The 25,624-nt window shown below is 62.7% G+C and carries 25 protein-coding genes; 12 read left to right on the forward strand and 13 right to left on the reverse strand.

The window, feature by feature from the left end; translation table 11 throughout:
• Positions 1-6: 6 nt before the first annotated feature.
• The gene (locus AC2FNZ_RS06955) at positions 7-675 is read right to left on the reverse strand and encodes a TetR/AcrR family transcriptional regulator (RefSeq protein WP_093962882.1); all 669 of its coding nucleotides are present in this window, start codon (positions 673-675) and stop codon (positions 7-9) included.
• Positions 676-739: 64 nt separating this feature from the next.
• Between AC2FNZ_RS06955 and AC2FNZ_RS06960 the strand changes: the two genes are divergently transcribed.
• The 6 genes from AC2FNZ_RS06960 to AC2FNZ_RS06985 all read left to right on the forward strand — a co-directional run bounded on the left by AC2FNZ_RS06960 (position 740) and on the right by AC2FNZ_RS06985 (position 8,813).
• Positions 740-2,056, forward strand: a complete 1,317-nt coding sequence (locus AC2FNZ_RS06960) for a flavin-containing monooxygenase (protein ID WP_496840015.1) — start codon at positions 740-742, stop codon at positions 2,054-2,056.
• On the forward strand, positions 2,053-2,955 hold the full coding sequence (locus AC2FNZ_RS06965; protein ID WP_496840016.1) for a bile acid:sodium symporter family protein: 903 nt from the start codon (positions 2,053-2,055) through the stop codon (positions 2,953-2,955). Before AC2FNZ_RS06960 ends, AC2FNZ_RS06965 begins: the two co-directional genes overlap by 4 nt.
• The gene (locus tag AC2FNZ_RS06970; protein WP_496840017.1) at positions 2,952-3,884 is read left to right on the forward strand and encodes an SDR family oxidoreductase; all 933 of its coding nucleotides are present in this window, start codon (positions 2,952-2,954) and stop codon (positions 3,882-3,884) included. The genes AC2FNZ_RS06965 and AC2FNZ_RS06970 overlap by 4 nt, the downstream gene beginning before the upstream one ends.
• Complete coding sequence (locus AC2FNZ_RS06975; RefSeq protein WP_496840018.1) at positions 3,881-4,639, forward strand: SDR family NAD(P)-dependent oxidoreductase; 759 nt, start codon at positions 3,881-3,883, stop codon at positions 4,637-4,639. Before AC2FNZ_RS06970 ends, AC2FNZ_RS06975 begins: the two co-directional genes overlap by 4 nt.
• A gap of 133 nt (positions 4,640-4,772) precedes the next feature.
• Positions 4,773-5,645, forward strand: a complete 873-nt coding sequence (locus tag AC2FNZ_RS06980; protein ID WP_496840019.1) for an NAD(P)-dependent oxidoreductase — start codon at positions 4,773-4,775, stop codon at positions 5,643-5,645.
• A gap of 102 nt (positions 5,646-5,747) precedes the next feature.
• Entirely contained in the window at positions 5,748-8,813 is a 3,066-nt protein-coding gene (locus AC2FNZ_RS06985) for an aminotransferase class III-fold pyridoxal phosphate-dependent enzyme (RefSeq protein WP_496840020.1), read from the forward strand.
• A gap of 43 nt (positions 8,814-8,856) precedes the next feature.
• Here AC2FNZ_RS06985 and AC2FNZ_RS06990 read toward each other — a convergent pair whose 3' ends face one another.
• Complete coding sequence (locus AC2FNZ_RS06990; RefSeq protein ID WP_093962889.1) at positions 8,857-9,333, reverse strand: hypothetical protein; 477 nt, start codon at positions 9,331-9,333, stop codon at positions 8,857-8,859.
• Positions 9,330-9,497 carry a hemin uptake protein HemP gene (gene hemP / locus AC2FNZ_RS06995; protein ID WP_005978533.1) on the reverse strand — a complete coding sequence of 56 codons (168 nt, stop codon included), beginning with the start codon at positions 9,495-9,497 and terminating at the stop codon, positions 9,330-9,332. Before hemP ends, AC2FNZ_RS06990 begins: the two co-directional genes overlap by 4 nt.
• A gap of 220 nt (positions 9,498-9,717) precedes the next feature.
• Between hemP and gph the strand changes: the two genes are divergently transcribed.
• On the forward strand, positions 9,718-10,392 hold the full coding sequence (gph, locus tag AC2FNZ_RS07000; protein WP_496840021.1) for a phosphoglycolate phosphatase: 675 nt from the start codon (positions 9,718-9,720) through the stop codon (positions 10,390-10,392).
• A 225-nt stretch (positions 10,393-10,617) separates the two neighbouring features.
• On the opposite strand, the gene AC2FNZ_RS07005 is transcribed toward gph, so the two are convergent.
• Both AC2FNZ_RS07005 and AC2FNZ_RS07010 read right to left on the reverse strand, forming a co-directional pair.
• Positions 10,618-11,865, reverse strand: a complete 1,248-nt coding sequence (locus AC2FNZ_RS07005; RefSeq protein ID WP_496840022.1) for an acetate/propionate family kinase — start codon at positions 11,863-11,865, stop codon at positions 10,618-10,620.
• Positions 11,862-13,250 (reverse strand): bifunctional enoyl-CoA hydratase/phosphate acetyltransferase, encoded by a 1,389-nt coding sequence (locus AC2FNZ_RS07010; protein WP_496840023.1) that lies wholly within the window; start codon positions 13,248-13,250, stop codon positions 11,862-11,864. The genes AC2FNZ_RS07005 and AC2FNZ_RS07010 overlap by 4 nt, the downstream gene beginning before the upstream one ends.
• Positions 13,251-13,634: 384 nt before the next feature.
• Here AC2FNZ_RS07010 and AC2FNZ_RS07015 point away from each other — a divergent pair, with 384 nt between their 5' ends.
• Positions 13,635-14,837 carry an Aq_097 family APC-type transporter gene (locus AC2FNZ_RS07015; RefSeq protein ID WP_496840024.1) on the forward strand — a complete coding sequence of 401 codons (1,203 nt, stop codon included), beginning with the start codon at positions 13,635-13,637 and terminating at the stop codon, positions 14,835-14,837.
• A gap of 44 nt (positions 14,838-14,881) precedes the next feature.
• Here the strand turns inward: AC2FNZ_RS07015 and AC2FNZ_RS07020 are convergent, their stop codons facing one another.
• Complete coding sequence (locus AC2FNZ_RS07020) at positions 14,882-16,477, reverse strand: GMC family oxidoreductase (protein WP_496840025.1); 1,596 nt, start codon at positions 16,475-16,477, stop codon at positions 14,882-14,884.
• Positions 16,478-16,585: 108 nt separating this feature from the next.
• On the opposite strand from AC2FNZ_RS07020, the gene AC2FNZ_RS07025 reads away from it, so the two are divergent.
• From AC2FNZ_RS07025 to AC2FNZ_RS07040, 4 genes are all read left to right on the forward strand, one after another.
• On the forward strand, positions 16,586-17,824 hold the full coding sequence (locus AC2FNZ_RS07025; protein ID WP_093962894.1) for a TRAP transporter substrate-binding protein: 1,239 nt from the start codon (positions 16,586-16,588) through the stop codon (positions 17,822-17,824).
• Between the two features lie 66 nt (positions 17,825-17,890).
• A complete protein-coding gene (locus AC2FNZ_RS07030) occupies positions 17,891-18,556 on the forward strand; it encodes a TRAP transporter small permease (protein ID WP_093962895.1) in 666 nt (221 codons plus the stop codon).
• Positions 18,556-19,914, forward strand: a complete 1,359-nt coding sequence (locus AC2FNZ_RS07035; protein WP_093962896.1) for a TRAP transporter large permease — start codon at positions 18,556-18,558, stop codon at positions 19,912-19,914. Before AC2FNZ_RS07030 ends, AC2FNZ_RS07035 begins: the two co-directional genes overlap by 1 nt.
• An 11-nt stretch (positions 19,915-19,925) precedes the next feature.
• A complete protein-coding gene (locus tag AC2FNZ_RS07040; protein ID WP_170337418.1) occupies positions 19,926-20,705 on the forward strand; it encodes an IclR family transcriptional regulator in 780 nt (259 codons plus the stop codon).
• Between the two features lie 99 nt (positions 20,706-20,804).
• On the opposite strand, the gene AC2FNZ_RS07045 is transcribed toward AC2FNZ_RS07040, so the two are convergent.
• The 7 genes from AC2FNZ_RS07045 to AC2FNZ_RS07075 all read right to left on the reverse strand — a co-directional run bounded on the left by AC2FNZ_RS07045 (position 20,805) and on the right by AC2FNZ_RS07075 (position 25,354).
• Positions 20,805-21,317, reverse strand: a complete 513-nt coding sequence (locus AC2FNZ_RS07045) for a c-type cytochrome (protein ID WP_496840036.1) — start codon at positions 21,315-21,317, stop codon at positions 20,805-20,807.
• Complete coding sequence (locus AC2FNZ_RS07050; protein WP_496840027.1) at positions 21,304-22,203, reverse strand: c-type cytochrome; 900 nt, start codon at positions 22,201-22,203, stop codon at positions 21,304-21,306. The genes AC2FNZ_RS07045 and AC2FNZ_RS07050 overlap by 14 nt, the downstream gene beginning before the upstream one ends.
• A gap of 9 nt (positions 22,204-22,212) precedes the next feature.
• Positions 22,213-22,785, reverse strand: coding sequence for a c-type cytochrome (locus AC2FNZ_RS07055; protein ID WP_496840029.1), 573 nt, complete (start codon positions 22,783-22,785; stop codon positions 22,213-22,215).
• 55 nt (positions 22,786-22,840) lie between these two features.
• On the reverse strand, positions 22,841-23,161 hold the full coding sequence (locus tag AC2FNZ_RS07060) for a hypothetical protein (RefSeq protein ID WP_496832282.1): 321 nt from the start codon (positions 23,159-23,161) through the stop codon (positions 22,841-22,843).
• A gap of 24 nt (positions 23,162-23,185) precedes the next feature.
• Entirely contained in the window at positions 23,186-23,635 is a 450-nt protein-coding gene (locus AC2FNZ_RS07065; protein WP_496840031.1) for a c-type cytochrome, read from the reverse strand.
• 384 nt (positions 23,636-24,019) lie between these two features.
• The gene (locus AC2FNZ_RS07070) at positions 24,020-24,457 is read right to left on the reverse strand and encodes a hypothetical protein (RefSeq protein ID WP_496840032.1); all 438 of its coding nucleotides are present in this window, start codon (positions 24,455-24,457) and stop codon (positions 24,020-24,022) included.
• Positions 24,458-24,511: 54 nt separating this feature from the next.
• Positions 24,512-25,354 carry a hypothetical protein gene (locus AC2FNZ_RS07075; protein WP_496840033.1) on the reverse strand — a complete coding sequence of 281 codons (843 nt, stop codon included), beginning with the start codon at positions 25,352-25,354 and terminating at the stop codon, positions 24,512-24,514.
• Positions 25,355-25,624: the final 270 nt, after the last annotated feature.

A 25,624-nucleotide genomic window follows, 5' to 3' on the forward strand; every position in this document is an offset into this window, starting at 1 on the left:
GCCGGGTCAGGGCCGTGCGCGAGTCGACTGTACCATTGCCTCGATCCCCGCGGCACAGAACTCGACCAGTTGGTCGATCCCGGAGAGATCGCCCCCCTGTGACAGCGCCTGCACCCGCCAGGCGCTGTTGAGATGCGCCAGCATCGCCGAAACCGAATAGATCTGGCCCGTGGCCAACAGCGCCGGATCGGCCTGCGGATACAGCGCGGCGATTTCGCCGATGAATAGCTGAGCGGTTGGGTCGAAACACTCGGCCGCGATATGGCGCCAGCGCGGATCGACCGACACATGCGCCACCAGCCGCCCATAGGCCATCCAGCCCGGGCCGCCGGTTTCGGCAAGGCTGACATAGGGGCGGATGAAACAGTCCAGAATGCCCCGCAGGGTCAGCGAGCCATGCGCGCGCCGTTCCTCCAGCGCCTGCATCCGGATCCGAGCAAGTTCGTCAGCGCGGCGCGCGACGGTCTGGAAGAACAGCTCTTCCTTGCCGCCGCCATGGTGGTGAACCAGCCCCACCTGCACCCCGGCGCGCGTGGCGATGTCGCGGATCGAGGCGCCCTCGAATCCCCGCTCGGCAAACAGCGCCTCGGCCGCGTCCAGAATCCGCGCCTTGGTTTCCAGCGACCGGGCCGACGGCGCCCTTTGCCTTTGTTTTTCAATGTATTTCGCGCTCATGTTTTTCACCTTGCCTTATTTTGGACGATCGTTCAAGTTAAGCATCACGAGCAGGGGAGGATTCATGACACAAGCGCGCAAGGCATATGCCTTGATCGGCGCAGGTCCGATGGGGCTGGCGGCGGCCAAGGTGCTGAAGGAACAGGGCATCCCGTTTAAGGGGTTCGAACTGCATTCCGATGTGGGCGGGCTGTGGGATATCGATGCGCCGCGGTCGACCATGTACGAATCCGCGCATCTGATCTCGTCCAAGTCGATGACCGAATTTGCCGATTTTCCGATGGGCGACGACGTAGCTGAATACCCGTCGCACCGGCAGATGCGCAACTATTTCCGGGCTTTTGCCGATCATTTCGGACTGCGCGATCACTACAGGTTCAACACCGAGGTGATAGACGCATCGCCACTGGGCGCGCCGGGCGATGGCTGGCGGCTGACCTGGCGGGACGACCAGGGAACGCATAGCGATGAGTTTGCCGGGGTTCTGATCGCGAACGGTACCCTGTCGGAGCCCAACATGCCCGATTTTCCCGGCAAGTTCGACGGCGAGTTGATCCACGCCTCGCAGTACCGCTATCCCAGCCAGTTCGACGGGAAGCGGGTGCTGGTCGTGGGCGCCGGCAATTCCGGGTGTGACATTGCGGTGGATGCCATCCATCACGCCGCGCAGTGCGACCTGTCGATGCGGCGGGGATACTATTTCGTGCCGAAATACGTCTTTGGCAAACCCGCCGACACGCTGGGCGGGATGATCCGCCTGCCCATGTGGCTGAAGCGCCGGATCGACGGCATGATCCTGCGCTGGTTCGTGGGCGACCCGCAGAAATACGGCTTTCCCAAGCCTGACTACAAGCTTTACGAAAGCCACCCGGTGGTGAATTCGCTGGTCCTGTACCACGCAGGCCACGGCGACCTGCGCATTCGCCCCGATATCGACCGGATCGAGGGCCGTACCGTTCACTTCAAGGACGGCAGCGCCAGCGACTATGACATGATCCTGTCCGCGACTGGGTACAAGCTGCATTACCCGTTCATCGACCCGAAGCTGCTCAACTGGCAGGGCGATGCGCCGCATCTGTACCTGAACGCCATGCATCCCGAACGCGACGATCTGTTCGTTCTGGGCATGATCGAAGCCACCGGGCTGGGCTGGCAAGGACGCCACGAGCAGGCCGAAATGGTGGCGCGCTATATCAAGGGTCTTCAGTCCGGTTGCCCCGTGGCCGCGACGCTGAAGGCGGAAAAACAAAAAGACTATCAGCGCGCCACCGGAGGCATGCAGTACCTGAACCTGCCCCGCATGGCCTATTACGTAGACAAAGCGACCTATCGCAAGGCGGTGACGGACTGGATCGCGCGGTTCCGGAAAGCCCGCGCATGACCGGAATCGACGAGATCACGCTGAATTTCAGCCCCGGCTCGCTGACCCTGCTGAACGCGATTCTGGCGATCGTGATGTTCTCGATCGCCATCGACCTGTCACCACGCGACTTCGACCGACTGCGGCGCGCGCCCAAGCCGGTTGTGGTGGGGCTGGCCTCGCAATTCCTGGTGCTGCCGGCGCTGACTTTCCTGCTGGTCTGGCTGACCGAGCCGCGCCCCTCGATCGCATTGGGGCTGATCCTGGTGGCGGCCTGCCCGGGAGGCAACATCTCGAATTTCATCACCCATCGTGCGGGCGGAAACGCGGCGCTGTCGGTGTCGATGACCGCCTTCGCCACCATCGGGGCCATCGTGATGACCCCGTTCAACATCGCGCTGTGGGGCGGGCTATACCCGCCGACCCGCGCCATTCTGCAGCAGACCCAGATCGACCCGGTGCAGATCGCCATCATCGTCGGGCTGATGCTGATCCTGCCGCTGGTTCTGGGCGTGACGCTGAACCAGAAGCGCCCCGCCCTGACGGCGCGGCTGCGCGGGCCGCTGCAGATCCTGTCCATGGCCATTTTCGTGACCTTCATCGTACTCGCCCTAGCGGCCAACTGGAGTTTCTTCCTGGGCTACGCCGGGGCGGTCGCCGGGCTTGTGATCGCTCACAACGCACTGGCACTGGGGGGCGGTTGGGTTGTGGCCACTCTGACCCGGCTGTCCCCCTTTGACCGGCGAGCAATCACGATCGAGACCGGCATCCAGAATTCGGGCCTTGGGCTGGTGCTGATCTTCGCCTTTTTCAACGGGCTGGGCGGGATGGCAGTGGTGGCCGCGTTCTGGGGGATCTGGCATGCCATCTCGGGGCTGGCGCTGGCGCAGCTGATGGCCCGGACCGAGGCCGCCCGATGACCCGAATCCTGATCACCGGCGCTGCGGGCCTGGTCGGCCGCGCCCTGCTGGACGAGCTGAGCGACCATGAGGTGTTTGCCACCGATCTGCGCCGCCCGGACACGCTGCCGGACGAGGTTCCGTTTCTGCGCATGGACGTCACAACGGGCGACCCGGCCCGGGTGGTCGCCAAGGTGAGGCCGGAAGTGATCGTGCATCTGGCCTCGATCGTCACGCCGCCGCCGGGGATGTCGCGGACCGAAGCCCATGCGGTGGATGTGGGCGGCACGCGCAAGGTGGTCGATGCCGCGCTGGCCCATGGCGTGCGGCGGCTGGTCGTCACCTCGTCGGGTGCGGCCTATGGCTATCACGCGGACAACCCAGTGCCGTTTCGCGAAACCGATCCGGTGCGCGGCAACCCCGAGTTTCCCTATTCCGACCACAAGCGGCAGGTCGAGGAATTGCTGGCCGAGGCCCGAACCGCCGCACCGCAGTTGGAGCAGGTGGTGCTGCGGGTGGGCACGGTGCTGGGCGACGGCACCGACAACCAGATCACCGCCCTGTTCCGCAAACCCCGCCTGCTGGCGGTGGCGGGCAGCGACAGCCCCTTCGTGTTCATCTGGACCCACGATCTGGCCCGAATCCTGAAACGCGCGGCCACCGATGGGCCGCCGGGGGTGTACAACGTCGCCGGGGACGGCGCGCTGAGCGTCGACGATCTGGCCCGCGCGCTGGACAAATCTGTGCTGCGCCTGCCGGCCTGGGCGCTGAAGGCGGCGCTGGCCGTGGCCCGCCCCCTGCGCCTGTCGCGATACGGGCCCGAACAGGTGCGGTTCCTGCAATACCGACCGGTTCTGGACAATACGGCGCTGAAAACCGTGTTCGGCTATGTCCCGCAGAAGACCAGCGCCGAGGTGTTCGAACTTTGGAAACGGAGTGTGGGCCTGTGAAAACCGCAGTGATCTCGGGCGGAGCCGGCGGGCTGGGTCAGGCGCTCTCAGTCGCGCTGCAAGAGCGTGGATGGCGCGTGGTCCTGCTGGATCTGAAGGTGGATGGGGTGCAGGACACCGCCACGCAGATGGCGATTGCCTGTGATCTGACTGATCCGGAACAACTCGCGCGCTCCGTGAATGAAACGCTTGCGCATTGCGACAGCATCGATCTGGTCGTCTACAACGCCGGGATTACCCAGATCTGCGGGTTCGATCAGTCCGACGACGCCAGCCACCGCAGGGTGTTCGAGATCAACTATTTCGCGGCCGTCTCGATGGCCCGCGCCTTTCTGCCCGCGCTGCGCCAGTCGCGCGGGGCGCATCTGGCGATCTCGTCGGTGGCGGGGTTTGCGCCTCTGTACCACCGCACGGCCTATGCGGCCTCGAAACACGCGCTGGAAGGTTTCTTCAAATCGCTGCGGTCCGAAGAACGGCCCCATGGCGTGCGGGTGCATATCGCGGCGCCCTCATTCGTGGCGACCAACCCGGGCCGGGCCGAGCAGCAGCCCGATGGCACCGCGCGCCCCGGATCGGCCAGCGACGGCATGGACGAGATGACCCCCGAGGCGGCCGCCCGCGTGATCCTGCAAGGGCTGGATCGCGGGCGGCCCGTCATCCCGGTGGGCCGGGTGGCGCGGCTGGCGTGGTGGCTGAACCGGCTGGTCCCACGCCTGTACCAGCGCCTGATGGAGCGCAATATCAGCGGCGCGTGACGCGCGATAACTATTTGCGGCCTGTTTCCCGGTGCGGGGTTGCCCTTTGGGCGCGGCTTTGCTTTGTCTCTGGCAAGCATTCCGGCCGGTAGGCGTTTTCTGCCCCGGACCGGTCACAGGGAGGATCTCGAAAATGGCGAAAGTTGCATTCCTTGGCCTGGGCGTCATGGGCTATCCGATGGCCGGGCATCTGCAGGCGGCCGGGCATGAGGTGACCGTCTACAACCGCACCGCGGCCAAGGCGGAGAAATGGGTGTCGCAGCATGGTGGCCAGATGGCGACCACGCCGCGCGCTGCCGCCGGAGGGGCCGAGTTCGTGATGGCCTGCGTCGGCAACGACGACGATCTGCGCATGGTCTGCACCGGCGAGGACGGCGCCTTCGAAGGCATGGCGGAAGGCTCGATTTTCGTTGACCACACCACCGTTTCGGCCAAGGTCACGCGCGAGCTGTACGCGGGCGCCAAGGCGCGCGGGATCTCTTTTGTTGATGCGCCGATCTCAGGCGGCCAGGCCGGCGCCGAGAACGGGGTTCTGTCGATCATGTGCGGCGGCGATCAGGCCGCTTATGACCGGGCCGAGCCGGTGATGCAGGTCTATGCCAAGATCTGCCGCCGCATCGGGGACAGCGGCGCGGGCCAGATGACCAAGATGTGCAACCAAATCGCCATCGCAGGGCTAGTGCAGGGCCTGAGCGAAGCGCTGCACTTCGCCGAGAAGGCCGGGCTTGACGGGCGCGCGGTGGTCGAGGTGATCAGCCAGGGTGCCGCCGGAAGCTGGCAGATGTCGAACCGGTACGAGACCATGTTGGACGACCATTTCGACCACGGCTTTGCGGTGGACTGGATGCGCAAGGACCTTGGCATCTGCCTGGACACGGCGGACGAGACCGGGGCATCGCTGCCGGTGACCGCGCTGGTCGATCAGTTCTACAAGGATGTGCAGAAGATGGGCGGCGCCCGCTGGGACACCTCGTCACTGATCAAACGCCTGCGGGCATTGGGGTAAACGGGGGGCTGTCTGCCCCCCATCGCGCCGCGGCGCGATTCCTCCCGAGGATATTTTTGGCCAGATGAAAAGGGCTCCGGCGCGCACGGGGCGGAAGTTCGAATGAATGATGTCAGTGAATTTTGGGCGGCCGCGCTGCGGCGGGTCTGGGGGCTGGACGCCCGGCTCTCGCGGCTGGATGGCGAGTATGACCTGAATTTCCTGGTGCAGGCCACCAATGGGCAGGACTACGTTCTGAAGGTCATGCGGGCCGGGTGTGACCCGCAATTGGTGGATCTGCAGATCAAGGCGTTGGAGCATATCGCAGCCGAGGCCCCCGGGCTGCCGTTTCCCAAGGTGATCCCCGGTCTGGACGGTGGTTCGCTGCCGCAGATCGACGACGACGCGGGACGGCCGCGGCTGGCGTGGCTGTTGGAGCGGCTGCCGGGCCGCTGCTATGCCAAGACGGCGCCGAAATCCGAGGACCTGATCCTGAAACTGGGCCGGGCATTGGGGGCGACCGATCGGGCGCTGGAGCGGTTTTCGCATCCCGGCCTGGAGCGGCCGGAGTTCAAATGGGACCTGACCCAGGCCCGCTGGATCGCTGACAAGCTGGATGCGGTTGCCGACCCGGATCGTGCAGCCCTTCTGCGCGAGATTTGCGCGCAGTTCGATGCCGTCTCGGACATGCTGGCCGAGTTACCCCGGCAAGCCATCCACAATGACGTGAATGACTACAACATCCTGGTCGAAGGTGAGCTGTCGGAGCGCCGGCAGGTTTCGGGCCTGATCGATCTGGGTGACATGTGCGCCGCACCGCGGGTGTGTGAACTGGCGATCGCCGGGGCATATGTGGTGCTGGAACACCCGCGCCCTGAACTGGCGCTGGCCGCGCTGGTGCGGGGCTATCACGCCGCAAACCGGCTGCGCCCGCAGGAAGTGGACCTGATCTGGCCCCTGCTGCGGATGCGGCTGGCCGTGTCTGTCGTCAACTCCACGCTGATGGCCGCCGAAAACCCGGACGACCCGTATGTGACGATCAGCCAGGCACCGGCCTGGCGGTTCCTCGAGGATGCTTCGGTTAATGGCGAGCTGATGCCCGCGCGGCTGCGGGCGGCCTGCGGGCTGCCCGTCACCGACGGGGCCGAGCGCATTCACGCGTACCTGTCCGAACATCGTGGTCAATTTGCGCAGCTGTTGGGACAGGATCTGTCGGACGTTCCGATGGGTTCGCTGTCGGTCGAAAACTCGACCTGGCCGCAGAACCCGTTTCACATGCCGCTGGACGAGGCCGCGCGGGTGGGCGCGGAATTCGGCGACGGGTTGTGGCTGGGCTATTACAACGAACCGCGCCTGATCTATGCCGAGCCGACGTTCCGCAAGGGTCCGTGGAGGGCGTCGGACAGGCGCACGGTGCATCTGGCTGTGGATGTATTCGCGCCGGCGGGGACGCCCTTGCTGGCGCCGCTGAGCGGGCGGGTCGAGGCGGTCGAGAACCGGGCGAACCATCTGGACTATGGCGGCGTGGTGATCCTGCATCACGAAACCCCCGAGGGTGACGCGTTCTATACGCTGTACGGGCATCTGGACCCCGAGGTCTGTGCCCGGCTGAAACCCGGCGATCCGGTGGCGCAGGGGGCGGCGTTCGCCCGGCTGGGCGATGCTGGCCAGAACGGCGGCTGGGCGCCGCATGTGCATTTCCAGCTGGCCCTGACCACGACCGGCATGCAGGCCGACTGGCCCGGCGTCGCCGACCCGGACGAGCTGAACCTGTGGCACGCGGTCTGCCCGAACCCGGCGGCCCTGCTGAACCTGCCGGACGAGAAGGTCTTCTATCGCCCGACCGACAAGGCCGAGATCCTGAACAAACGTCGGGCGCATTTCGGCGGCAACCTGAGCCTGACCTATGACGACCCGGTGATGCTGGTGCGCGGCTGGAAGCATCACCTGTTCGACGAATGGGGGCGGCCCTATCTTGACGCCTACAACAACGTGCCGCATGTGGGGCACGCGCATCCGCGCATTCAGGCCGTGGCGGCGGATCAGCTGAAGCGGATGAATTCGAACACCCGCTATCTGCATCCCGCGCAGGTCGAATTTGCCGACAAGCTGCTGTCGAAGCTGCCCGATCACCTGCAGGTGTGCTTCTTCGTCAACTCGGGCACCGAGGCCAACGAGCTGGCCCTACGCCTGGCGCGGGCGCATAGCGGGGCCAAGGGCATGGTGACGCCCGATCACGGCTATCACGGCAACACCAATGCGGCGGTGGCCATTTCGGCCTACAAGTTCAACAAGCCCGGCGGCGTGGGTCAGGCCGATTGGGTCGATCTGGTCGAGGTGGCCGACGATTATCGCGGCCGGTTCAAACGCGACGACCCCGACCGCGCGCGCAAATATGCCGACCTTGTGGACGACGCGATTGCCGCCCTTCAGCGCAAGGGGCACGGGGTGGCCGGCTTCATCGCCGAGACCTTCCCCTCGGTCGGGGGGCAGATCATCCCGCCCAAGGGCTATCTGCCAGCGGTCTATGAAAAGATCCGCGCCGCCGGTGGCGTCTGCATCGCCGACGAGGTGCAGACGGGCCTGGGCCGGCTGGGCGAGTACTACTTCGGATTCGAACACCAGGGCGCGTCGCCCGATATCGTGGTTCTGGGCAAGCCCATCGGCAACGGCCACCCTCTGGGCGTGCTGGTCACAACGCGCGAGATCGCCGACAGTTTCGACAACGGGATCGAGTTCTTCTCGACCTTCGGCGGCTCGACCCTGTCTTGCCGGATCGGCAAAGAGGTGCTGGACATCGTCGATGACGAGGGCCTGCAGGAGAATGCCCGCATGATGGGCGCACGGCTGATGGATGGTCTGCGCGCAATCGAAGCCGAGTTCGCCTGCGTGGGTGATGTGCGGGGCATGGGCCTGTTTCTTGGGGTCGAGCTGATCAACCCCGACGGCTCGGAAGGCACCGAGATCTGCCGATACGTCAAGAACCGGATGCGGGACCACCGCATCCTGATCGGCAGCGAGGGGCCGAAGGATAACATCCTGAAGATCCGCCCGCCTCTGACCATCGAAGCCGAGGATGTGGACATGATCCTGTGGACGCTGCGGTCTGTATTGGCCGAGGTGGGCGACTATGCCCCTGCTCCGGTTTGCGACCACACCCATCACCATGACGGGTGCGGCTGCTGCTGAGATACGCCCCGGCCGGGTTCGGCCAGGGCACTGAACCGCGCCGTCAGTGCAGCACGGCCGAGGGGGTCTGATGGCCGGTGGTCGGAAATGGGATGGCGGTGGTCATACGCCGCAGGGCCAGCCCAAACTCTTCGGACAGCGACGCCAGCGCGGGCGCGAAATCGGGGCGCACGATCAAGGCGGCCAGCATCATCGCATCCTCGCGCGCCCCTTCCGAGGCCGCGGCGATCATCTGCGCGAAACAGCTTTCGTCCGCGCCCAGACAGGCGCAGCCCAACCCGTGTCGGATCAAGGGACGGCGGCCGTGATGGGCGCACAGGCTGCACAGACGATCCAGCGCCAGCATGGCCAGCTGCCCATGATCGGCGCCCAGCGCGATGTCGAAATCATGCGCCGCGTCGGCACGGCCGGCGGCACCGTCGCTCCACATCCGCAGGTACATGACGGCGCCAGCCTCGATCGGGGTCAGATCCGCCAGCCGCCCGACCGGGGCGCCGCCCCGAGTCGATGCGCCGCTCATTTCGTCAGGATCAATTTGCCCGCGCGGGTGATGCGCAGGGTGTACAGCTGGTCGCCCAGTTCGATATGGGCCAGGTTGCCGCCCTGCGTCAGATCCTCGGCCTTGTGGGCCGGCAGCATCGAAACGGCATAGGCTTGGGTCGGATTCGGGTTCTGCGCGTTCATCGGGTCATCTCCGGTTGTGTTCAGGCAAAGCGCCTTTTCCGTTCAACTTTCATGGATCTGGCTGGCCCGGAACCGGGTTGGCTATGTGTTTACACGATTAATCTGATAAAAATACTAAGGTATGTCAAGTGCCGGTTTCCTGCTATTCGCACACCGAACCATTGCGCGCTTGCGGCGGGTCCGCTAGGCCGGGTTTCGACCTTGAGAGACGGGAGCGGAGATGACGTCGGCAATCGTGTTTGATCTGGATGGCACGCTGGTGGACAGCCTGGCCGACATTGCGGCAGCAGCGAACCGAATGCTGGCCGATCAGGGCCATGCGCCCCTGCCCGAGGAAACGATCCGAGGATTCGTCGGCAATGGCTTGCCCAAACTGGTTGAGCGTGTGATCCTCCACTGCGGTCTGAGCATTGAGCGCCATTCCGAACTGGCACAGGTCACGCTCAACCACTACAGCCAGGCATCAAGTGCAATGACCAAGCCTTATCCAAGTGTAAAAGATGCTCTGCGACGACTGCGGGCTGCAGATATCGCGCTAGGGGTCTGCACCAACAAACCGGAAGCGCCCGCGCGGCACATCCTTGAGGTTCTGGATCTGGCGCAGTTCTTCGACGTGGTGATCGGCGGAGATACTTTGAAATCTCGCAAACCCGACCCCGCCCACCTGTCCGCTACGTTCGAGGCACTGGGCACAAACGACGCGCGTGTCTTTGTGGGCGACAGCGAAGTAGACGCAGAAACCGCCCAACGTGCCCAAGTCCCATTTCTTCTGTATTCGGAAGGGTATCGAAAGTCGCCGATCTCGGAACTTCCCCATTTGGCCAGCTTCGACGACTTTGCGCGCCTCCCTGACCTGGCACTGCGCATCACAGGCTTATCTGGCACCGGGCTCTAAGGCTTTGGCTGCCAAGGGATTCAACTGATTTCTGGGGGTTTTTTGAGGGGCCGGCTGAGGGGGTAGGTAGCCAGCCCCTCTTCGGGGAAAGTGGTAGGCCAAGTTTGACCTTGGTTAATCAGACAATAGCCCAGCCCACCTTTGCCCGAAATTGGGGGTTTCCCGTAGAGAGACACTTTTTGCAAAAAATTCGCCGAAAATCCTTTGCTGACATCCAGCGCCTGATCACTCAGGCCCCGAACCATAGGCCGGGAGTGGCGCGGCTGGGCTCGCTTTGTCCAAAAGCGTCTCGTATATGTGCGGATAAACGAAGCGAGCAGCCGCACGGGCGATCACCAGTTCCTCGTTGGTGGGGATGACCATGACCTGAACCCGGGACAACGGTGTTGAGATGATCCGGGCGTGGTCCGTGTTGGCATCGTGGTCCAGCTCAATCCCCAACCACCCCATGTTGACGCAAATCCTTTCGCGCACCAGCGCAGAGTTCTCGCCGATCCCACCAGTGAACACCACTGCATCCAGCCCACCCAGCACAGCCGCAAGCGCACCGAGTTCACGCCGCGCACGGAAATTGAAATAGCTGATGGCCCGGCGCGCGCTGCCGCTGTCGGACTTCTCCAGCGTGCGCATGTCGCTGGACAGACCGGACAGACCCAGCAGACCGGATTTACGATACAGAAGTTCGGTGATCTCATCCACGCTCATGCCCTTCTGGTCCATGAGGTAGAGAACGACACCGGGGTCCAACTGGCCGCATCGGGTTCCCATCGGCAGACCGTCTATGGCCGAAAACCCCATACTGGACCCGACCGAGCGGCCGTGGATCATACCGCACATCGACGCGCCGTTGCCCAGATGCGCCACAATGACCCGGCCGCCATGCAGCAGCGGCGCGGTCTTGGCCAGATGACCCGAGATGTATTCGTAGCTGAGGCCGTGAAACCCATAGCGGCGAACGCCCTTGTCATAATACTCGGTCGGCAAGGCAAACGTATCATTGACCCAGGGGTGACTGCGGTGAAAGGCGGTGTCGAAACAGGCAACCTGCACCGCATCGGGAAACCGCTCGACCGAGGCACGAACGCCGCTGAGGTTGTAGGGCTGGTGCAATGGCGCGAACGGTGAGAGTTCGTCCAGCACTGCAAGGCTTTCCGGCGTCAGCAAGATCGGTTGATCGTGGTCAGGACCACCATGAACGATGCGGTGGCCGACGGCCGCAATATTGGCCGCGGGAAACTGCTGGATGATGAGGTCCAGAACATGGTTCAGGGCCTCGTGATGATCGGCAATCCCGTCTACGACATCACCGCCCAACGTGCGGCCATCCGAGGTTTTGGCGCGGATGGTCGCGCCAGCGCTGCCGATGCGGTCCACGATTCCGGTGCAGATTGCCACCGGGTCATCGGACGGCAACGAAAACAGCCCGAACTTCAGAGAGGACGAGCCCGCGTTCAGCGTGATGACATGGCTCATGACCGCCCCCCGGCAATGCGGGCGGCGTGCAGGGCAGCCACGGCGCAGGATGCCAAACGCGCCTTGTCGTCGTCGGCGCGGCTATTCAGGATGATCGGCACCTTCGCCCCCAGAACAACCCCTGCCGCTTCGGCGTTGGCGATATATGTCAGCTGTTTGGCCAGCATGTTGCCCGCATCCAGGTTCGGAACCACAAGTATGTCGGCCTGTCCGGCCACTGGCGAGACGATCCCCTTGATCCGTGCTGCGGCCATGCTGACCGCATTGTCCATGGCCAGCGGACCGTCGACCAAGCCCCCTTTGATCTGGCCACGTTCAGCCATCTTGGACAGCAACGCCGCGTCGATCGAGGACCGAATGGCCGGGTTCACCGTCTCGACCGCCGACAGAACGCCGACCTTGGGCGTTTCCATCCCGATCGAGATCGCCAGATCAATCGCGTTCTGGGTAATGTCGATCTTGGTTTGCAGGTCGGGCTCGATGTTGATCGCGGCGTCGGTCACCAGCAGCGGGTGCGGTTGCCCGGGCACGTCCATGACGAAAACATGGGTAATGCGCCGGCCCGCGCGCAATCCCTGATCCTTCCGCAATGCGGCCCTCAGCAGATCATCGGTGTGCAGATGCCCCTTCATCAGCGCCCCGGCCCGGCCTTCGACCACAAGGTCGACGGCGATGCGCGCGGCTTCGCTGTGCTCTTCCGCGGCGACAATCTCGAAACCATCCAGCCTTTCGCCCAGTTCCTGCGCCGCCTGCCCGATCAGGTCCGGGCGACCGACAAGTATCGGCTCGATGATCGTTTCCCGCGCAGCCAGGATCGCGCCGCCCAGCGAGTTCGGGTCCTCCGGCGCAACGACGGCGGTCGGGATGGGATCCAGCGGCCGGGATTTCTCCAGCAACGCGTCGAAGTGACGGTGCCGCTGAACGATCAGGCCGGGAACCTCGATTTCGCGGAACGACAGGGCGCGGTCCGGCGCGATTACCACGGCTTTGCCGCTGACGATGACTGCGTCATCCCAGCATCGGGTGACGGTGGTATCCAAGACCACCTCGCGGTTTGCACGCTTTTCGGTGACGACCACGCGCGCCAAAAGCTCGTCCCCGGCCATGGCACGGCCTACGAAGTCGAACTGTTGCGATTTGTAAAGCGTCCCGGCCCCGGGAAGGATGTTTCCCAGAACAGCCGAGATCAGCGCGCCCACGAACAGCGATGGCGCCACCGCCTCGGGCCGGTCGTCTCCATCCCCGTCCTCATGGGCCAGGTGCAGCGGGTTGTGATTGCCCGAATTCGCGGCAAAGGCATAAAAGTCATCCTCGGTGCACAGACGCTTCAGTTCGGCCGTGTCCCCGATTTTGAGCTGATCATAGGGTTTGTTGTGATACTGCATCTGGTTCAACCTGCGAATGCTGCGCGCCGACCGCGGCAATGGCTGGGCCGAGCGACCGGAGCTGTGTTGCCCGGAACCTGATGGATTACACGCGAAATGTCCAACTCATACCCCGGCACGTCACGTCATATTGGCGTGCACGAAGACCTTTCACGAGCGATGCAACAAGACGTTGACAGCCAGCCGGTTTTTTTGGCGCGCCCGCCATCTGGCTCCGGAAAAGGCGATGGATCTCGGCACAACCAAGCGCCAGAGTTGAACGGGATACCGCTGATTGGTAAATCTGAGCGACCTAGGATGCCGGTACACATACCATGATCGCCCCTCAGCGATTGCCCCCACCAGCGGCGTCCCGAAGAGCACTAGCGAGGCAGAACCGTTCCCTTGACGACCGAGTTGCAGAATACGCTGATCCTGTCCGCGGTCGTGGTGGTCTTGGCCATTCTGGTTTGGCCGCGTGTCGCCAATTCCCGGATGTGGCGAGCCTCGATCACCCCGTTGGCGTCGATCATCGGCAGCGGGTTCCTTGTTCTTGGTCCAATCCTGGACGTCAGCTTTGGCGATCTGGCCCCGCTGGCCATGCTTGGCCTCTGCGCCGCGGCCTGGGGGTTCGGAAGCGCAATTCGATACAACATCCGCGACATGGCGCACAGATCCGACCGCGGCGCCGGTATCGAGCGGGCCGAAAGAGTCGCGTCGGCAAGCCTGGCTTTTGCCTACTTCATATCGGTCGCCTACTACCTGAACCTGTTCGGCTCGTTTGGCGTGAGCCTGACCCAAGTGGACGACGCGTTCCATGCCCGCCTTGTGACCTCTGGTGTACTTGTGCTGATCCTTTTCGTCGGCTGCACCCGGGGGTTTTCCGCGCTGGAACGGTTGGAGCAGATTTCAGTCGGCCTGAAACTGGCAATCATCGCCGGGCTGCTTGTCGGACTTGCCACGTATTTTGCCGAGCAATACAGCCATGATGCACTTGTCTTTGACCCGCCGGCCGAGCGTGGCTCGCACGCGTTCATGTTATTGGCCGGGCTGATCGTCACCGTGCAGGGATTTGAGACCTCGCGCTACCTCGGCCACGCCTATGATGCGGAAACGCGAATTCGCTCCATGCGGTGGGCCCAGTTGATCGCAAGCGCGGTTTACCTGATCTATATCGGCCTGTTGACCTATTCGGTCGAACCGGGCGGCTTGGTTCTGGACGAAACGGCGATCATTGACCTGATGCAGGTCGTCGCCCCGATACTGCCCGTCCTTCTGGTTATTGCGGCCCCGTCAGCCCAGTTCAGCGCCGCCGTCGCGGATACCAGCGGGTCCGGTGGACTGCTGTCCGAGATTTCAGGCGGGCGCGTCTCTGAACGGACCGCCTATACCGTTCTGGTCGGCGTCGGATTGATACTGACCTGGATATCGAATGTCTTTGAAATCATCAGCTATGCGTCGCGCGCCTTTGCAGCTTATTACGCGCTGCAAGCGGGCATCGCAGCACGGTCGGCGTCTCAGCAGAACCTGCGCCTCCGCGCGTTGGTGTTTGCTTTGTTCTGCATTCTTGGCGCAGCAATCGCGGTATTCGGATTGCCCGTCGAATGACGCTCTGACCTTACCCAGCCAATAACTAACCCACAGACTCCGTGTCAGCCGCGTCCCGCGATCAGATCGCTGGCTTTCTCACCGATCATGATGGCGGGCGCATTGGTGTTTCCGCTGACGATTTCCGGCATTATCGAGCAATCCGCAACGCGCAACCCCTCGATCCCCTTCACCTTCAAGTCAGGACCGACAACGGCCGCGTCGGTCGTGCCCATCGCGCAGGTTCCGGTCGGGTGATAGATCGACACCGAATTCGAGCGCGCCCAGTCCAACGTACCTTCATAGTCATCACAGGACAGATCGGCCGTCGGTCGGAACTCCTCGGAGATCTTTGAGGCCAACGGATTATGGCGCGCAATGTTGCGAGCGATGTTGACGCCAGCGACGATCGTTCGGCAATCGGTCTCTGTCGACAGATAATTCGGGATGATTTTGACATAGCTGGCGGGGTCCGGTCCATCCAATCGCAACTCTCCACGACTTTCCGGCCTGAGTTGGCAGACCGACATCGTGAAGGCCGAAAACGGGTGCACGCCTTCGCCCGGGCTGTCCGCCGACCAGGGCTGAACGTGAAATTGGATGTCCGGGGTTTGAACATCGGGGCGGGTCTTCATGAAACCGGTTGCCAGACTGGCCGCCATGGTCATGGGACCGGCCCGGAACAACGCGTATTTCAGCGCAATGCGGGCCTGGTTGAACAGGCTTCGCACCTCATCGTTCAGGGTCGGCTCGTTGCACTTGAATACCAGACGCGCCTGCAGGTGATCCTGCAGCCCCTTGCCGACGTTCGGCAAGGCGTGAACGGGTTCGATTCCGTTTGCCTTCAGATGATCGGGGTCACCAATGCCTGACTGCATCAGGATCTGCGGAGAGTTGATTGCCCCCCCGGACAGGATGACCTCGCGCCGTGCTTTCACCGTTTTGGTTTCGCCCGACCGATCGCGGTAGACAACGCCTGTTGCGCGCTTGCCGTCCATGGCAACCCGCGTCACCAGCGCGCGCGTGACGATCGTCAGATTCTGACGGTTGCGGATGGGCTTGAGATAGGCGACGGCTGCACTGCAACGTCGCCCGTTGCGCGTGGTCAGCTGAAAATACCCGACACCCTCCTGGTTGGGGCCGTTGTAGTCGGGATTGAACGGATAGCCTGCGGCCTGTGCCGCAGCGACCCAAGCATCGCAGATCGGGCGCTGTATGCGCATATTGGAGACGGACAATGGCCCACCTACGCCATGATACTCATCCTCTCCACGCTCTTGATCTTCGCTGCGTTTGAACAGGGGCAAAACATCGTCCCAGCCCCACCCGACGTTTCCCATCTGGCGCCAGCGGTCATAGTCCTCTTTTTGTCCGCGAACGTACAGAAGCCCGTTCAACGACGACGACCCGCCCAACACTTTGCCGCGCGGCCAATCAATGCAACGCCCATTCAATCCCGGGTCAGGCTCGGTCCGATAGCACCAATCGACCGAGGGGTTGTGCATGGTCTTGAAGTACCCGACCGGGATGTGAATCCACGGGTTGGTGTCTGGTCCGCCCGCCTCGATCAATGCAACTTTGGTTTGGGGATCAGCACTAAGCCGATTGGCGATGACACATCCCGCAGAACCGGCACCGACAATCACATAGTCCACTTCCATGATCGGCTCCTCCCGAAGTTGCTAAAAAAATCCTATGCAAGATGCATGAATTAAGCTAGCATTTTTTGATACAAAACGTCTCAATAATTGCGAAACGGGAGGATAGCAATGGAGATCGGACGAAAGTTAAGTGGCATTTCACGGCGGGACTTTTTCCGCGTTGCCGGACGCTATGGCATGAGTTCCACTCTGCTGGCAGCAGGGGGTTTCGGTGGGGCCATGAGCCTTGCCAATCTCGCGCAGGCGGCTGAATCCACGTATGAAAAACGGTTCTCGAAAGAGCCCAAGCATACACTGAAATTCGGTGCGGCAGGTTTCAACACGCGCAACCTTCTCATCGAACGGGCCGGCGCCATCGAGTTCGCCCGCGACCTCGAAGAGCGCACGGACGGTGAGATTCGCATCGAGTTCATCGGCGACAACCAGATCTGCGGTCAGCTGAGCTGTGTCGAGAAAACCCAGCAGGGTATCGTGGACATTTACGCGGCCTCGACCCAGAACTCGGCCGGTGGCGCACCCTATCTGAACGTGTTGGACTATGCCTACATGTTCCCAAGCCGCGCGGCGCAATATCATTTCTTCTACAGCCCCGCCAGCCAGCGGATCCTGCGCGAGCCGCTCGAGAAGCGCCACGGGTTGAAGTTCCTTTTCACCCATTGCGAATTGCGCGGGCTTCAAATGGGGTCGACCTTTGCGGACAAGCCCACCGTCACCAAACTGGAAGAGCTGTTTGGCACCAAGAACCGCGTGACCGGCACTCAGCTGGGTCGAATCGCGATGCAACTGCTGAACCTGAACCCTGTTCCGGTGGCCTGGGAAGAGACGCTGGATGCGCTGAAGACCGGTCTGATCGATGGTGCCGAAACCTGGGCATCGGCGGTGGCCTATGCGAACATGGCGCCGGTCGTTTCCCAGTCGGTCAACCTCAAGTTCTTCTGCGGTACCGAACACACGTCGATGTCGGCCAAGGTCTTCGACAGCCTGGGCGGCGAGTTGCAGGATGCGGTCATGGAATCATCCTACTTCACGCAGGCCCTGATCCAGGGTGCAAACGAAGCCGCGCTGCTGAACACGGTCGGCTTCTCGGATCCGCAGCTGCCCAACACGATCTTTGCCGAGAACGGTGTGCGTGCCGCCTTCCTGCCGGACGACCAAATCAAGCTGGCCGAGGAAATGTGTGCCCCGAACTTCAACCCGGAACCCTGGGCGGAATGGCGCGAGCGCCTGAACAAGTGGGCCGGCGGCATCGACACCTATCAGGAGATCTACGACATCGCGCGCGAGATCCCGGCAGACACCCTGCCGGAAAATGTCGAGCCGCGCCGTTGGTGGATGGGCCAAGCCTGATAAACTGATTTGAACCGGCCCCGCGTGGGCCGGTTCAACCGAAGACCGACTGGGAGGACGGGGTTCATGTCATTTTGGGCAGACATTGGCGCGATATTCAGCGCCTTTCTCAGCCAGGATTCCTTTGAAATTCAATCAGCGTTGGAGTCCGACGCAGCGTGGGTTGTCGGCGCCGTCGTCGCTGCGCTGGGCGGGCTTCTGGTCATGCTGATCTATCGCAAGGTTCCCTTCATCGAGCGCCATCTGGAACGATCCGTGATGGTGTATTCCTATCTGGCCATTGCGCTGATCATCTTCTGGGGCGTGATCGACAGGTTCGTCTTCAATGACCAGGAACCCTGGTCCACAACGATTCCGCCCTTGCTGTTCATGGTGATGGCGTGGTTCGGGGCCTCCTACAATGTGCGCCTCAGAACGCATCTGAGCTTTAGCGAATTCCGGACCGCGATGCCACGCGGCGGGCAGTTGGCCTGCCTGATCCTGGACGCGGTGCTGTGGTTCATCTTCGCGGTCATCGTCATCGTGACCACGTCGCGGCTGGTGGCCTTGTCAGCGTCCAACTTCCAGATCGTTCTGGGCACGGACAACGTCATGCAGTGGTGGTTCCTGCTGGCGGCACCTTTGTCCTTCTTTCTTATGGTCGGCCGAGTATTCCAGAACCTGGCGGACGATCTGCGCAACTTCAAAACAGGCGAGCCGCTGATCAAGCAGGCCGTGATCGGGGCAGACTGATGGCAGACGGAACTTGGGTTACTTTGATTTCGCTCGGCGTGACGTTCCTGTTCATGTTGGGCGTGCCGGTCCTTCTGGTCATAGGCTACTGGGTGATCGGCTGCTCGTTTGTTCTGGGCCTGACGCTCGACAACATGGGCGCTGAGCTTTTGAACGTGTTCAACAAGGGCTTCGCGCTGCTGGCCATGCCCCTGTTCATCCTGACCGGAGACCTGATCAACAAGTCGGGTATCGCCCGAAGGCTCAGCGATTTCGCCTATGCCTGTCTCGGCTGGATACGCGGCGGTCTGGCGATGGCTTCGCTTGGGGCCTGCGGGTTGTTCGCAGCGATCTCGGGGTCGAACTCGGCCACGACAGCCACGATCGGATCGATGCTGCACCCCGAGATGGTCAAGGGCGGGTATGACGAACGCTTCAGCGCCGCGACCGCCGCGGCGGGCGGCACTGTCGGGATCATCATCCCACCATCGATCATCTTCATCGTTTATGGCTTCCTGATGAACCTGCCGATTTCCGAGCTGTTCGTAGCCGGCATCCTGCCCGGCGCGCTGATGGTGATCGGGATGCAGTTTGCCTGCTGGATCATCTGCCGCATGAACGGCTGGGGTCACCTGATCCCGCTGCAGCTGAACCGCGTTCTGAAAACCGCCTTCGGCGCGTGGCTGGGCTTTTTTGCCATCGGGCTTGTGCTGTGGGGCATCTACACCGGCAAGTTCTCTCCGACCGAGGCCGCCGGGGTCACCGTTGGCTTCTGCGTCATCGCCGGGCTGGTGAGTTATCCGATCAACCGGATCATGGGCGCCCGCGACGATGTTTCCCCAACGGACAAGAGCTTTGCCGAAATGCTGGTGGTCGAGGGCTTCACGATCCCCGAGATCCCGTCAATCGTCATCCGTTCGGCACAGATCACCGGGATCCTGGCGCCTCTGATTGCCATCTCGGTGGTGATGCAGCAGATCCTTTCCCTGCTGGGTGCCCAGGAAACAATCGGCAATTTCGTGACCTCGATGGGGGGCTACCATGCTGTTCTGTTCACCTCGATGGTGATCGTGTTTTTCTCGGGCATGGTTCTGGAAAGCCTGCCGGTGACCATCATTCTGGCTCCGATTCTGGCTCCGATCGCAGCTTCGGTCGGGATTGATCCGATCCACTTCTCGGTGATCTTCCTTGTCGGAGCATCCATTGGCTTCATCACGCCGCCATACGGGCTGAACCTGTATGTCGCCTCGGGAGTTACAGGCGTGCCGTATTTCCGGCTTCTGCGGTATACGGTGCCTTATCTGGTGGCGTTGCTCTCGGTCTGGATTCTGGTGTCACTGGTGCCTGATCTGGCCTTGATACTGCTGCCGAAAAACTAGACTGTAGCCGGATGACCGCGACGGACACACAAGACAAGGACACCCAGATTCCAACGAACCTGCGCCTGTTGCTGATCTTGGAAGAGGTCGCGCGGCGCGGGGTCGCGGTCAAACCGGCAGACCTGATCGAAGCGTTGGGTCTGGCAAAGCCGACAGTTCACCGGCTGTTGCAGACGGCCGAGGCCGAAGGGTTCCTTCAACGTGATCTGGACGGCCGGTCCTATGGGCCCGGCCCCCGGTTGCGGCAGATGTCCGTGAATACTGTTTCGTCCGAACATCTGCGCACGGCCCGCTTGGCCATCCTGCGCGGAGTAGCCGACGAAATTGGAGAGACCTGCAACCTCGCCATCCCCGACCGCGAGGGAATGATCTATCTCGACCGGGTCGAGACCAAATGGCCGCTGCGAATCCAGCTGCCGATCGGGACCCAGGTCCCGTTCCACTGCACAGCAAGCGGAAAGATGTACCTGTCGACCCTGCGCCGAAACACCTTGGATGGGTTTCTCTCGGCGCGCGGACTGACCGCAAACACCGAGAAAACCATTACTGACCCCAAGGCCATGCGTGCCGAGATCGCCAAAATCGCCCAAAACGGTTACTCGACCGACGACGAGGAGTTCATGCCCGGCATGGCCGCCGTCGCGGTTCCGGTCTTTGACGAGAATGACCGGCTTGCGGCCACTTTGTCCGTGCACGCACCCACACAACGTCACGATCTGACAAGCCTGAAGCAATTCCTGCCACTGCTGCAGTCCGGGGCGCTCAAACTTTCTGGTCTGCTTGCCTCGTAGGGTGGGCCTGTACGGGACCCAGCCGTGGGGAGGCGAGTAGTGATCTGGCCCCACCGACTTGGGCAGACACAGAATTGACACGCCCACCCCGGCCAATAGTCAGTTGCCTGCCTGATGTTCCGCCTCGGTGCGTTGGCGTTGAATCGCGCGTTCGCCTTCGGGCCAGCTGTTCTTGATGAACGCGAGAATGTCCCAGATATCCTGATCGGACAGGCTGTCGGCAAATCCCGGCATTCCGCTTTTGACCCCCGAGACTCCCATTCGCTTGAGCATCTCCTCGCCGCCCAACTTGGTATAATCGAACAATAGGCCATCGCCATGATGCCAGGTGTGCCCGGTTCGATCATGCGGTGGGGCTGGCAGGACGCCGTCCGCATCAGGCGTTTGCCAATCGGGCTGACCCTCCAGGTTGGCCCCGTGACACGATGCACAGTTCTCGGCATAAAGCGCCGCCCCACGTAGCGGATCGCCGGGTGCTCCGTCAGGCACCCCTTTCGACATCCACCATTGAGCGCTGGCCAAGCCGATGATCACAACGGCCACCGGTGTACCCCATTTCATCATTGGCGAGATCGTTCCGCGCGGCGGCTCCACCTTTTCACCCTCCATCATGGTCATCGAGCAGATAGGTGGCCATGGCGCGGCGGTCTTCGTCCGTAAGGAAGCTGGTGCCGTAGGTCACGACCTCGCCCATTGCGCCGCCGAATACGTCACCGTCGGGCATGATGCCGGTGCGCAGGGCATAGGCCAGGCTGTCGACGGTCCAGCCCCGCATCTGCAGGGTTTCAGAGTCGATGGCCGGCGCCTTGTCGCCGCCCGGCAGTGCATCACTGCCCTTGAAGTGCTCGGTATCCGACTTGCGGGCGCCCAGCAGATTGCGCCCGGTGTGGCAGGCGGCACAGTGGGTGACGCCTTCGACCAGCAGCCGGCCGCGGTTCCACACATCACCTTTGCCGGGGACCGGATCGGTGTGCGGCGGCTCAAGGAACGCCGCGCGCCACAGTTTCAGCCCCCAGCGCTGGTTGAAGGGAAAGGCCATCTCCTGCGCGCGGGACGGCGTGGCCACCGGGGGCACGGTCTGGAACGCCGCCCACAGGTCGGCGATGTCCTGATCGGTGAAATCGGCGTAGAACGGGTACGGGAAGGCCGGGTAATAGGGCTGCCCGTCCGGCGCCACGCCTTGACGCACAGCCTTGGCAAATTCCTCGATCGTCCAGCCGCCAATGCCGTGGTCCGGGTCGGTGGTCAGGTTCGGGGAATACAGCGTGCCAAAGGGCGTCTCGAGCTTGACGCCGCCGGCCAGGGGCGCGCCGCCCTCGGCGAAGTTGGTGTGGCAGGCGATGCAGCCGCCCGCCCGCGCCAGGTAGGCCCCGCGGTCAACCTCGCCCGTCAGGTCGCGCAGGTTTGGCGTCAGACCGATCGGCCACGCGATCACGGCGGCCAGCCCCGCCGCTGCCAGAACGGCAGAGGCAAGGCCCAGACGATAGATGCGTTTCATCGTGGCACCCTATTCCGACCGAAACCGCGTGTGACAGGCCGAGCAGGTCTGGCCCAGCATCATGAACACGCCATCGGCGGGCATCTCGGACAGCTCCTCGCGCCCGGGGGTTCCGCCCATCATGGCCCCGCCCCCCATCATCGAGGCGCCACCCATCATGCCCGACCCGCCCATCATGCCGGACCCTTGCCCGGCACCGGCCATCATCAGTCCGTTGTCGGCCGCAAGGGCCAGCCCCTCGGCATAGGTCTGCAGCTGTTCGGCCAGTTCGGCGAAGGCGTCCCAGTCCTGCCAGATCGCGGGTTTGGCCTCGGAGGGCATGCCGTCGCTGCCCTCGGGGAACAGCCGGGTCATGCTGTCGCCGGCATGGCGGCCGATCGCCTCGGCTGCGCGCCGGACGGTGGCGGCGTCATAGGGCGTCTTGCCCTGCATCATCGGCGTCAGGGTCTTCATGGCGTCCTTCATGGCGGACATGCCGTCCATCCGTTCCTTCACGATCCCGGTGGCGCCACCATGCGCCAGGGCGGTCACGGCAATCATCGACGCCAGCACGGCGCCCGTCGTCAGTTTGAGAAGGGTCATCGTCTTGTCCTGTATGTCTGCTTCAACTCGCCCACCGAAAGGGGCCTTTAATGACTCAGGACACGGCGCGTGGCGGGGGCGGATCGAACAGGGCCACCGGCAGCATCCGGTACCGGCCCGGCGGGATGGCACGACGGCTGATCCTTGATACCAGCGCGGAAAGGACTGGCGCGGCGACGGTCATTGCCACGCCGTTGCAGAAGGCCCCGCCGTGGCAATGGCCCGGGTGGCCCTTTTCGACGTGATCGGGGTCGGGTGCTCCCAGATCGACGACGGCATGTGTGCCCCCATCGCCCCCATGCGCAAAGGCGGGTTCCGAGAACACCAGAGTACCGGCCAGAACCAGGCCCAAGGCCAGAATCCACCGTCCGATCATCCTGTCCGCCCAGCTGTGCAAGGTTCAGTTTATCCCGTTCTCGCGCTGCAGTTCCCTGACATAGGCAACGATGCCCTGCACGTCTGCACGGGTCAAGCCAGCGACCGGCGGCATGTCGCCAAAGCGCCAGTGGTGGGCCTGAACACCATATTGAACCGCCCGCTGAAAGGCCTCGTCCCCGTGGTGGCTGGGCTCGTAGATCTTGTGTACCAACGGCGGCGCCAGCCCTTCCAGCCCCGTGGCATTCGCCCCATGGCAGACAGCGCATTTGACGTCAAAGGCAACCTTGCCCACCTGCGCCGGTTCACTGAACGTCGCCGGCACGCTGACTTGCGCGATCGGATCCCCCTGCGACAGCGACGAGGTGTCGGGCACCTCCATCGAATGGCCCGCAGGCTGCTGGTTGTAGTTGTAGACAAATACGGCAGCGCCCGCGATCAGAACGCCGCCAATCAAAAGCGTCAGTTTGTTCATCGGCTCGTTTCACTCGGTTGTTTTTGGCTTGGCGCAGGCGACACCGAAACGGTCTGACACTGATCAAACCTGCTTGACCGGCTGGTTTTGCCGCCTTGCGCACAGTTTCGGGTGACCGTTTGCCGTATTCCCGCGCTGGAAGGTCAAGAGAAGTTTGCTGCAAGTTCCCCCAAAGCCGACGATGGACTGCAGCGCCGCACCGAAAGGTCATCGCCGAGCTGCGCCGCCCAAGGATTCCAAATGTGAGAACCGGCCGAAACCCGCCTTGCTTTGGTTGAGAGGCTGCCCGGATCCCAGATGCACAGCGCAATTTCCCCGGATCGCGCACGAAGCCATCTGTTGGAACTTGAAGGCTTCTTAGTGGCGCAGGCTGCGACGGGCCTGTCAGTACTTCGCCATAGATCCGAGTATCTTCTTCCGAACATCGGCATCACCCGGAAAAATCCTTTGCACCAGAAATTCGGACGGAAAATCCGGCCACGTGGTGTCCAACTCGTCAACAAGTCTTTGTGCTTCGTCAAAATTGCCCAGCTGATCATGAGCGACGGCCTGGAATAAAAGTGATGGCCCGCTTACGGGCGCTCCAGCAGCCGGTGCGCCCTGAAAGGCTTCGACAACGTTTTCGTAGTTCCCGAGCACAAGCTGCGATACGCCGCAGATATTTCTCGCCCCAAATCGGCCGGATCCGGATCTGACCCGCGTCGGATTACTGACCTCCGCCGCTAGTTCAGGCTCGTTCGCAATCAGGGCGGCAATCCCGACAAAGTCCAGAACATGGCCATCTTCAGGCGCAAGTTCAGTGGACAGCCACGCGTATTTCAAAGCCTCATCCGCATCGCCCGACACCGCCAATCGCCAGCCATTCGAGGCGTTGGCCTATGCACCCGACGGGGACAACTCAAGTGCCGTTCCTGACATCTCGGATGCTTGGCGCAACAGATCATCTCGTGTGTCCTCGTCTTGAGACAGCAGAGCCAGTTTGGCCAAGACCTGAGCCATTCCCGCATAGCCATCCGGCAAGGCCGGGTCGAGCTCGGTGGAATGCTGAAACATTCCCAGGGCGATCTGCTGGCGTTTGACATCGAAGACCGGAAAGAACATCCCCCGCGCCTGATCCGCCAGGTTGGCCGCCTGGAGTCTGGCAAGCGATTGCTGACCAAGCGCAGCCCGTGCGGCCTGCCGGGTGGTGTTGGAGGGTTGCCCGACCTCGTCATTGCCGGGTCTCAGCCACATGCCCAGCATGACGATCATGGTCACAACGCCCAGCCCGACCAACAGAAGTCCACGCAGGTGCCTGGGTCCGCCGGTCGGGCCGTGGCTTGCCAAGTCCGACTTCGGATCATCCAGGGAAGCTTGGTGTGAAAACCGCGGCTTGTATCCGCCAGGATCGACGAAGATCCGAACGCCCTTGCCGTCCCTATGGTCTTCGTAAAACTCACGCAGCAAACGCCGTAGTCGCCTGGCCTCTACCCGAACCAGATTTCGACCGCCGCTACCATCAATGCTGCGCCCGTACACTTCGACGGCAATGGCCTTGCCGCGGATCTGGGAACCGCGACCGGCGAGGGCTTCCTCGACGACATAGGTCAGAAACTGCTGAAGCCGGGGCGAAGTTTGGAACTCGGCGCTGGCAACAACGTCACGCAGCGCCTGCCGGACCAGGTCTGGTGATGGTTGCCCAACATCTTGATATATCGATAAATCATTGGCTTGGTTCACTGCAAACTCACCCCCAACTCACGGTGACTCACTTGGCCGCCCCGGTCAACCGCACGCATCTTGATGCGAGAATAGATAGTGGGAAGCGGGCTTTATCCAGTGACAGACGACCTCAAAGACGAGCTACCCGAGCTTTCGAACGCGCTTTCCAGCCAGTTCGAACCGGACGCGTTTCTGAGCGAGGCCATCGAGGACTGATCAGCCCCACCCGAGTGGTCCAGTTCGAGTGTTAGTGCATCGCCGGCCTTTGGTCCATCTGGACGATGGTTT

Source organism: Ruegeria sp. SAZA006 (assembly GCF_059613465.1).

Excerpts from the sequence above, each read along its gene's own strand:
- AC2FNZ_RS06990 (WP_093962889.1), bottom strand. The coding sequence starts at position 9,333 with ATGAGCGGCGCATCGACTCGGGGCGGCGCCCCGGTCGGGCGGCTGGCG.
- AC2FNZ_RS07030 (WP_093962895.1), top strand. The coding sequence starts at position 17,891 with ATGTCATTTTGGGCAGACATTGGCGCGATATTCAGCGCCTTTCTCAGC.
- AC2FNZ_RS06970 (WP_496840017.1), top strand. The coding sequence starts at position 2,952 with ATGACCCGAATCCTGATCACCGGCGCTGCGGGCCTGGTCGGCCGCGCC.
- AC2FNZ_RS07060 (WP_496832282.1), bottom strand. The coding sequence starts at position 23,161 with ATGATCGGACGGTGGATTCTGGCCTTGGGCCTGGTTCTGGCCGGTACT.
- AC2FNZ_RS07050 (WP_496840027.1), bottom strand. The coding sequence starts at position 22,203 with ATGAAACGCATCTATCGTCTGGGCCTTGCCTCTGCCGTTCTGGCAGCG.
- AC2FNZ_RS06955 (WP_093962882.1), bottom strand. The coding sequence starts at position 675 with ATGAGCGCGAAATACATTGAAAAACAAAGGCAAAGGGCGCCGTCGGCC.
- AC2FNZ_RS06985 (WP_496840020.1), top strand. The coding sequence starts at position 5,748 with ATGAATGATGTCAGTGAATTTTGGGCGGCCGCGCTGCGGCGGGTCTGG.
- AC2FNZ_RS06960 (WP_496840015.1), top strand. The coding sequence starts at position 740 with ATGACACAAGCGCGCAAGGCATATGCCTTGATCGGCGCAGGTCCGATG.
- AC2FNZ_RS06980 (WP_496840019.1), top strand. The coding sequence starts at position 4,773 with ATGGCGAAAGTTGCATTCCTTGGCCTGGGCGTCATGGGCTATCCGATG.
- AC2FNZ_RS06965 (WP_496840016.1), top strand. The coding sequence starts at position 2,053 with ATGACCGGAATCGACGAGATCACGCTGAATTTCAGCCCCGGCTCGCTG.
- AC2FNZ_RS07045 (WP_496840036.1), bottom strand. The coding sequence starts at position 21,317 with ATGATGGAGGGTGAAAAGGTGGAGCCGCCGCGCGGAACGATCTCGCCA.
- AC2FNZ_RS07040 (WP_170337418.1), top strand. The coding sequence starts at position 19,926 with ATGACCGCGACGGACACACAAGACAAGGACACCCAGATTCCAACGAAC.
- AC2FNZ_RS07005 (WP_496840022.1), bottom strand. The coding sequence starts at position 11,865 with ATGAGCCATGTCATCACGCTGAACGCGGGCTCGTCCTCTCTGAAGTTC.
- gph (WP_496840021.1), top strand. The coding sequence starts at position 9,718 with ATGACGTCGGCAATCGTGTTTGATCTGGATGGCACGCTGGTGGACAGC.
- AC2FNZ_RS07020 (WP_496840025.1), bottom strand. The coding sequence starts at position 16,477 with ATGGAAGTGGACTATGTGATTGTCGGTGCCGGTTCTGCGGGATGTGTC.
- AC2FNZ_RS07010 (WP_496840023.1), bottom strand. The coding sequence starts at position 13,250 with ATGCAGTATCACAACAAACCCTATGATCAGCTCAAAATCGGGGACACG.
- AC2FNZ_RS07025 (WP_093962894.1), top strand. The coding sequence starts at position 16,586 with ATGGAGATCGGACGAAAGTTAAGTGGCATTTCACGGCGGGACTTTTTC.
- AC2FNZ_RS07065 (WP_496840031.1), bottom strand. The coding sequence starts at position 23,635 with ATGAACAAACTGACGCTTTTGATTGGCGGCGTTCTGATCGCGGGCGCT.
- AC2FNZ_RS07035 (WP_093962896.1), top strand. The coding sequence starts at position 18,556 with ATGGCAGACGGAACTTGGGTTACTTTGATTTCGCTCGGCGTGACGTTC.
- AC2FNZ_RS07055 (WP_496840029.1), bottom strand. The coding sequence starts at position 22,785 with ATGACCCTTCTCAAACTGACGACGGGCGCCGTGCTGGCGTCGATGATT.
- hemP (WP_005978533.1), bottom strand. The coding sequence starts at position 9,497 with ATGAACGCGCAGAACCCGAATCCGACCCAAGCCTATGCCGTTTCGATG.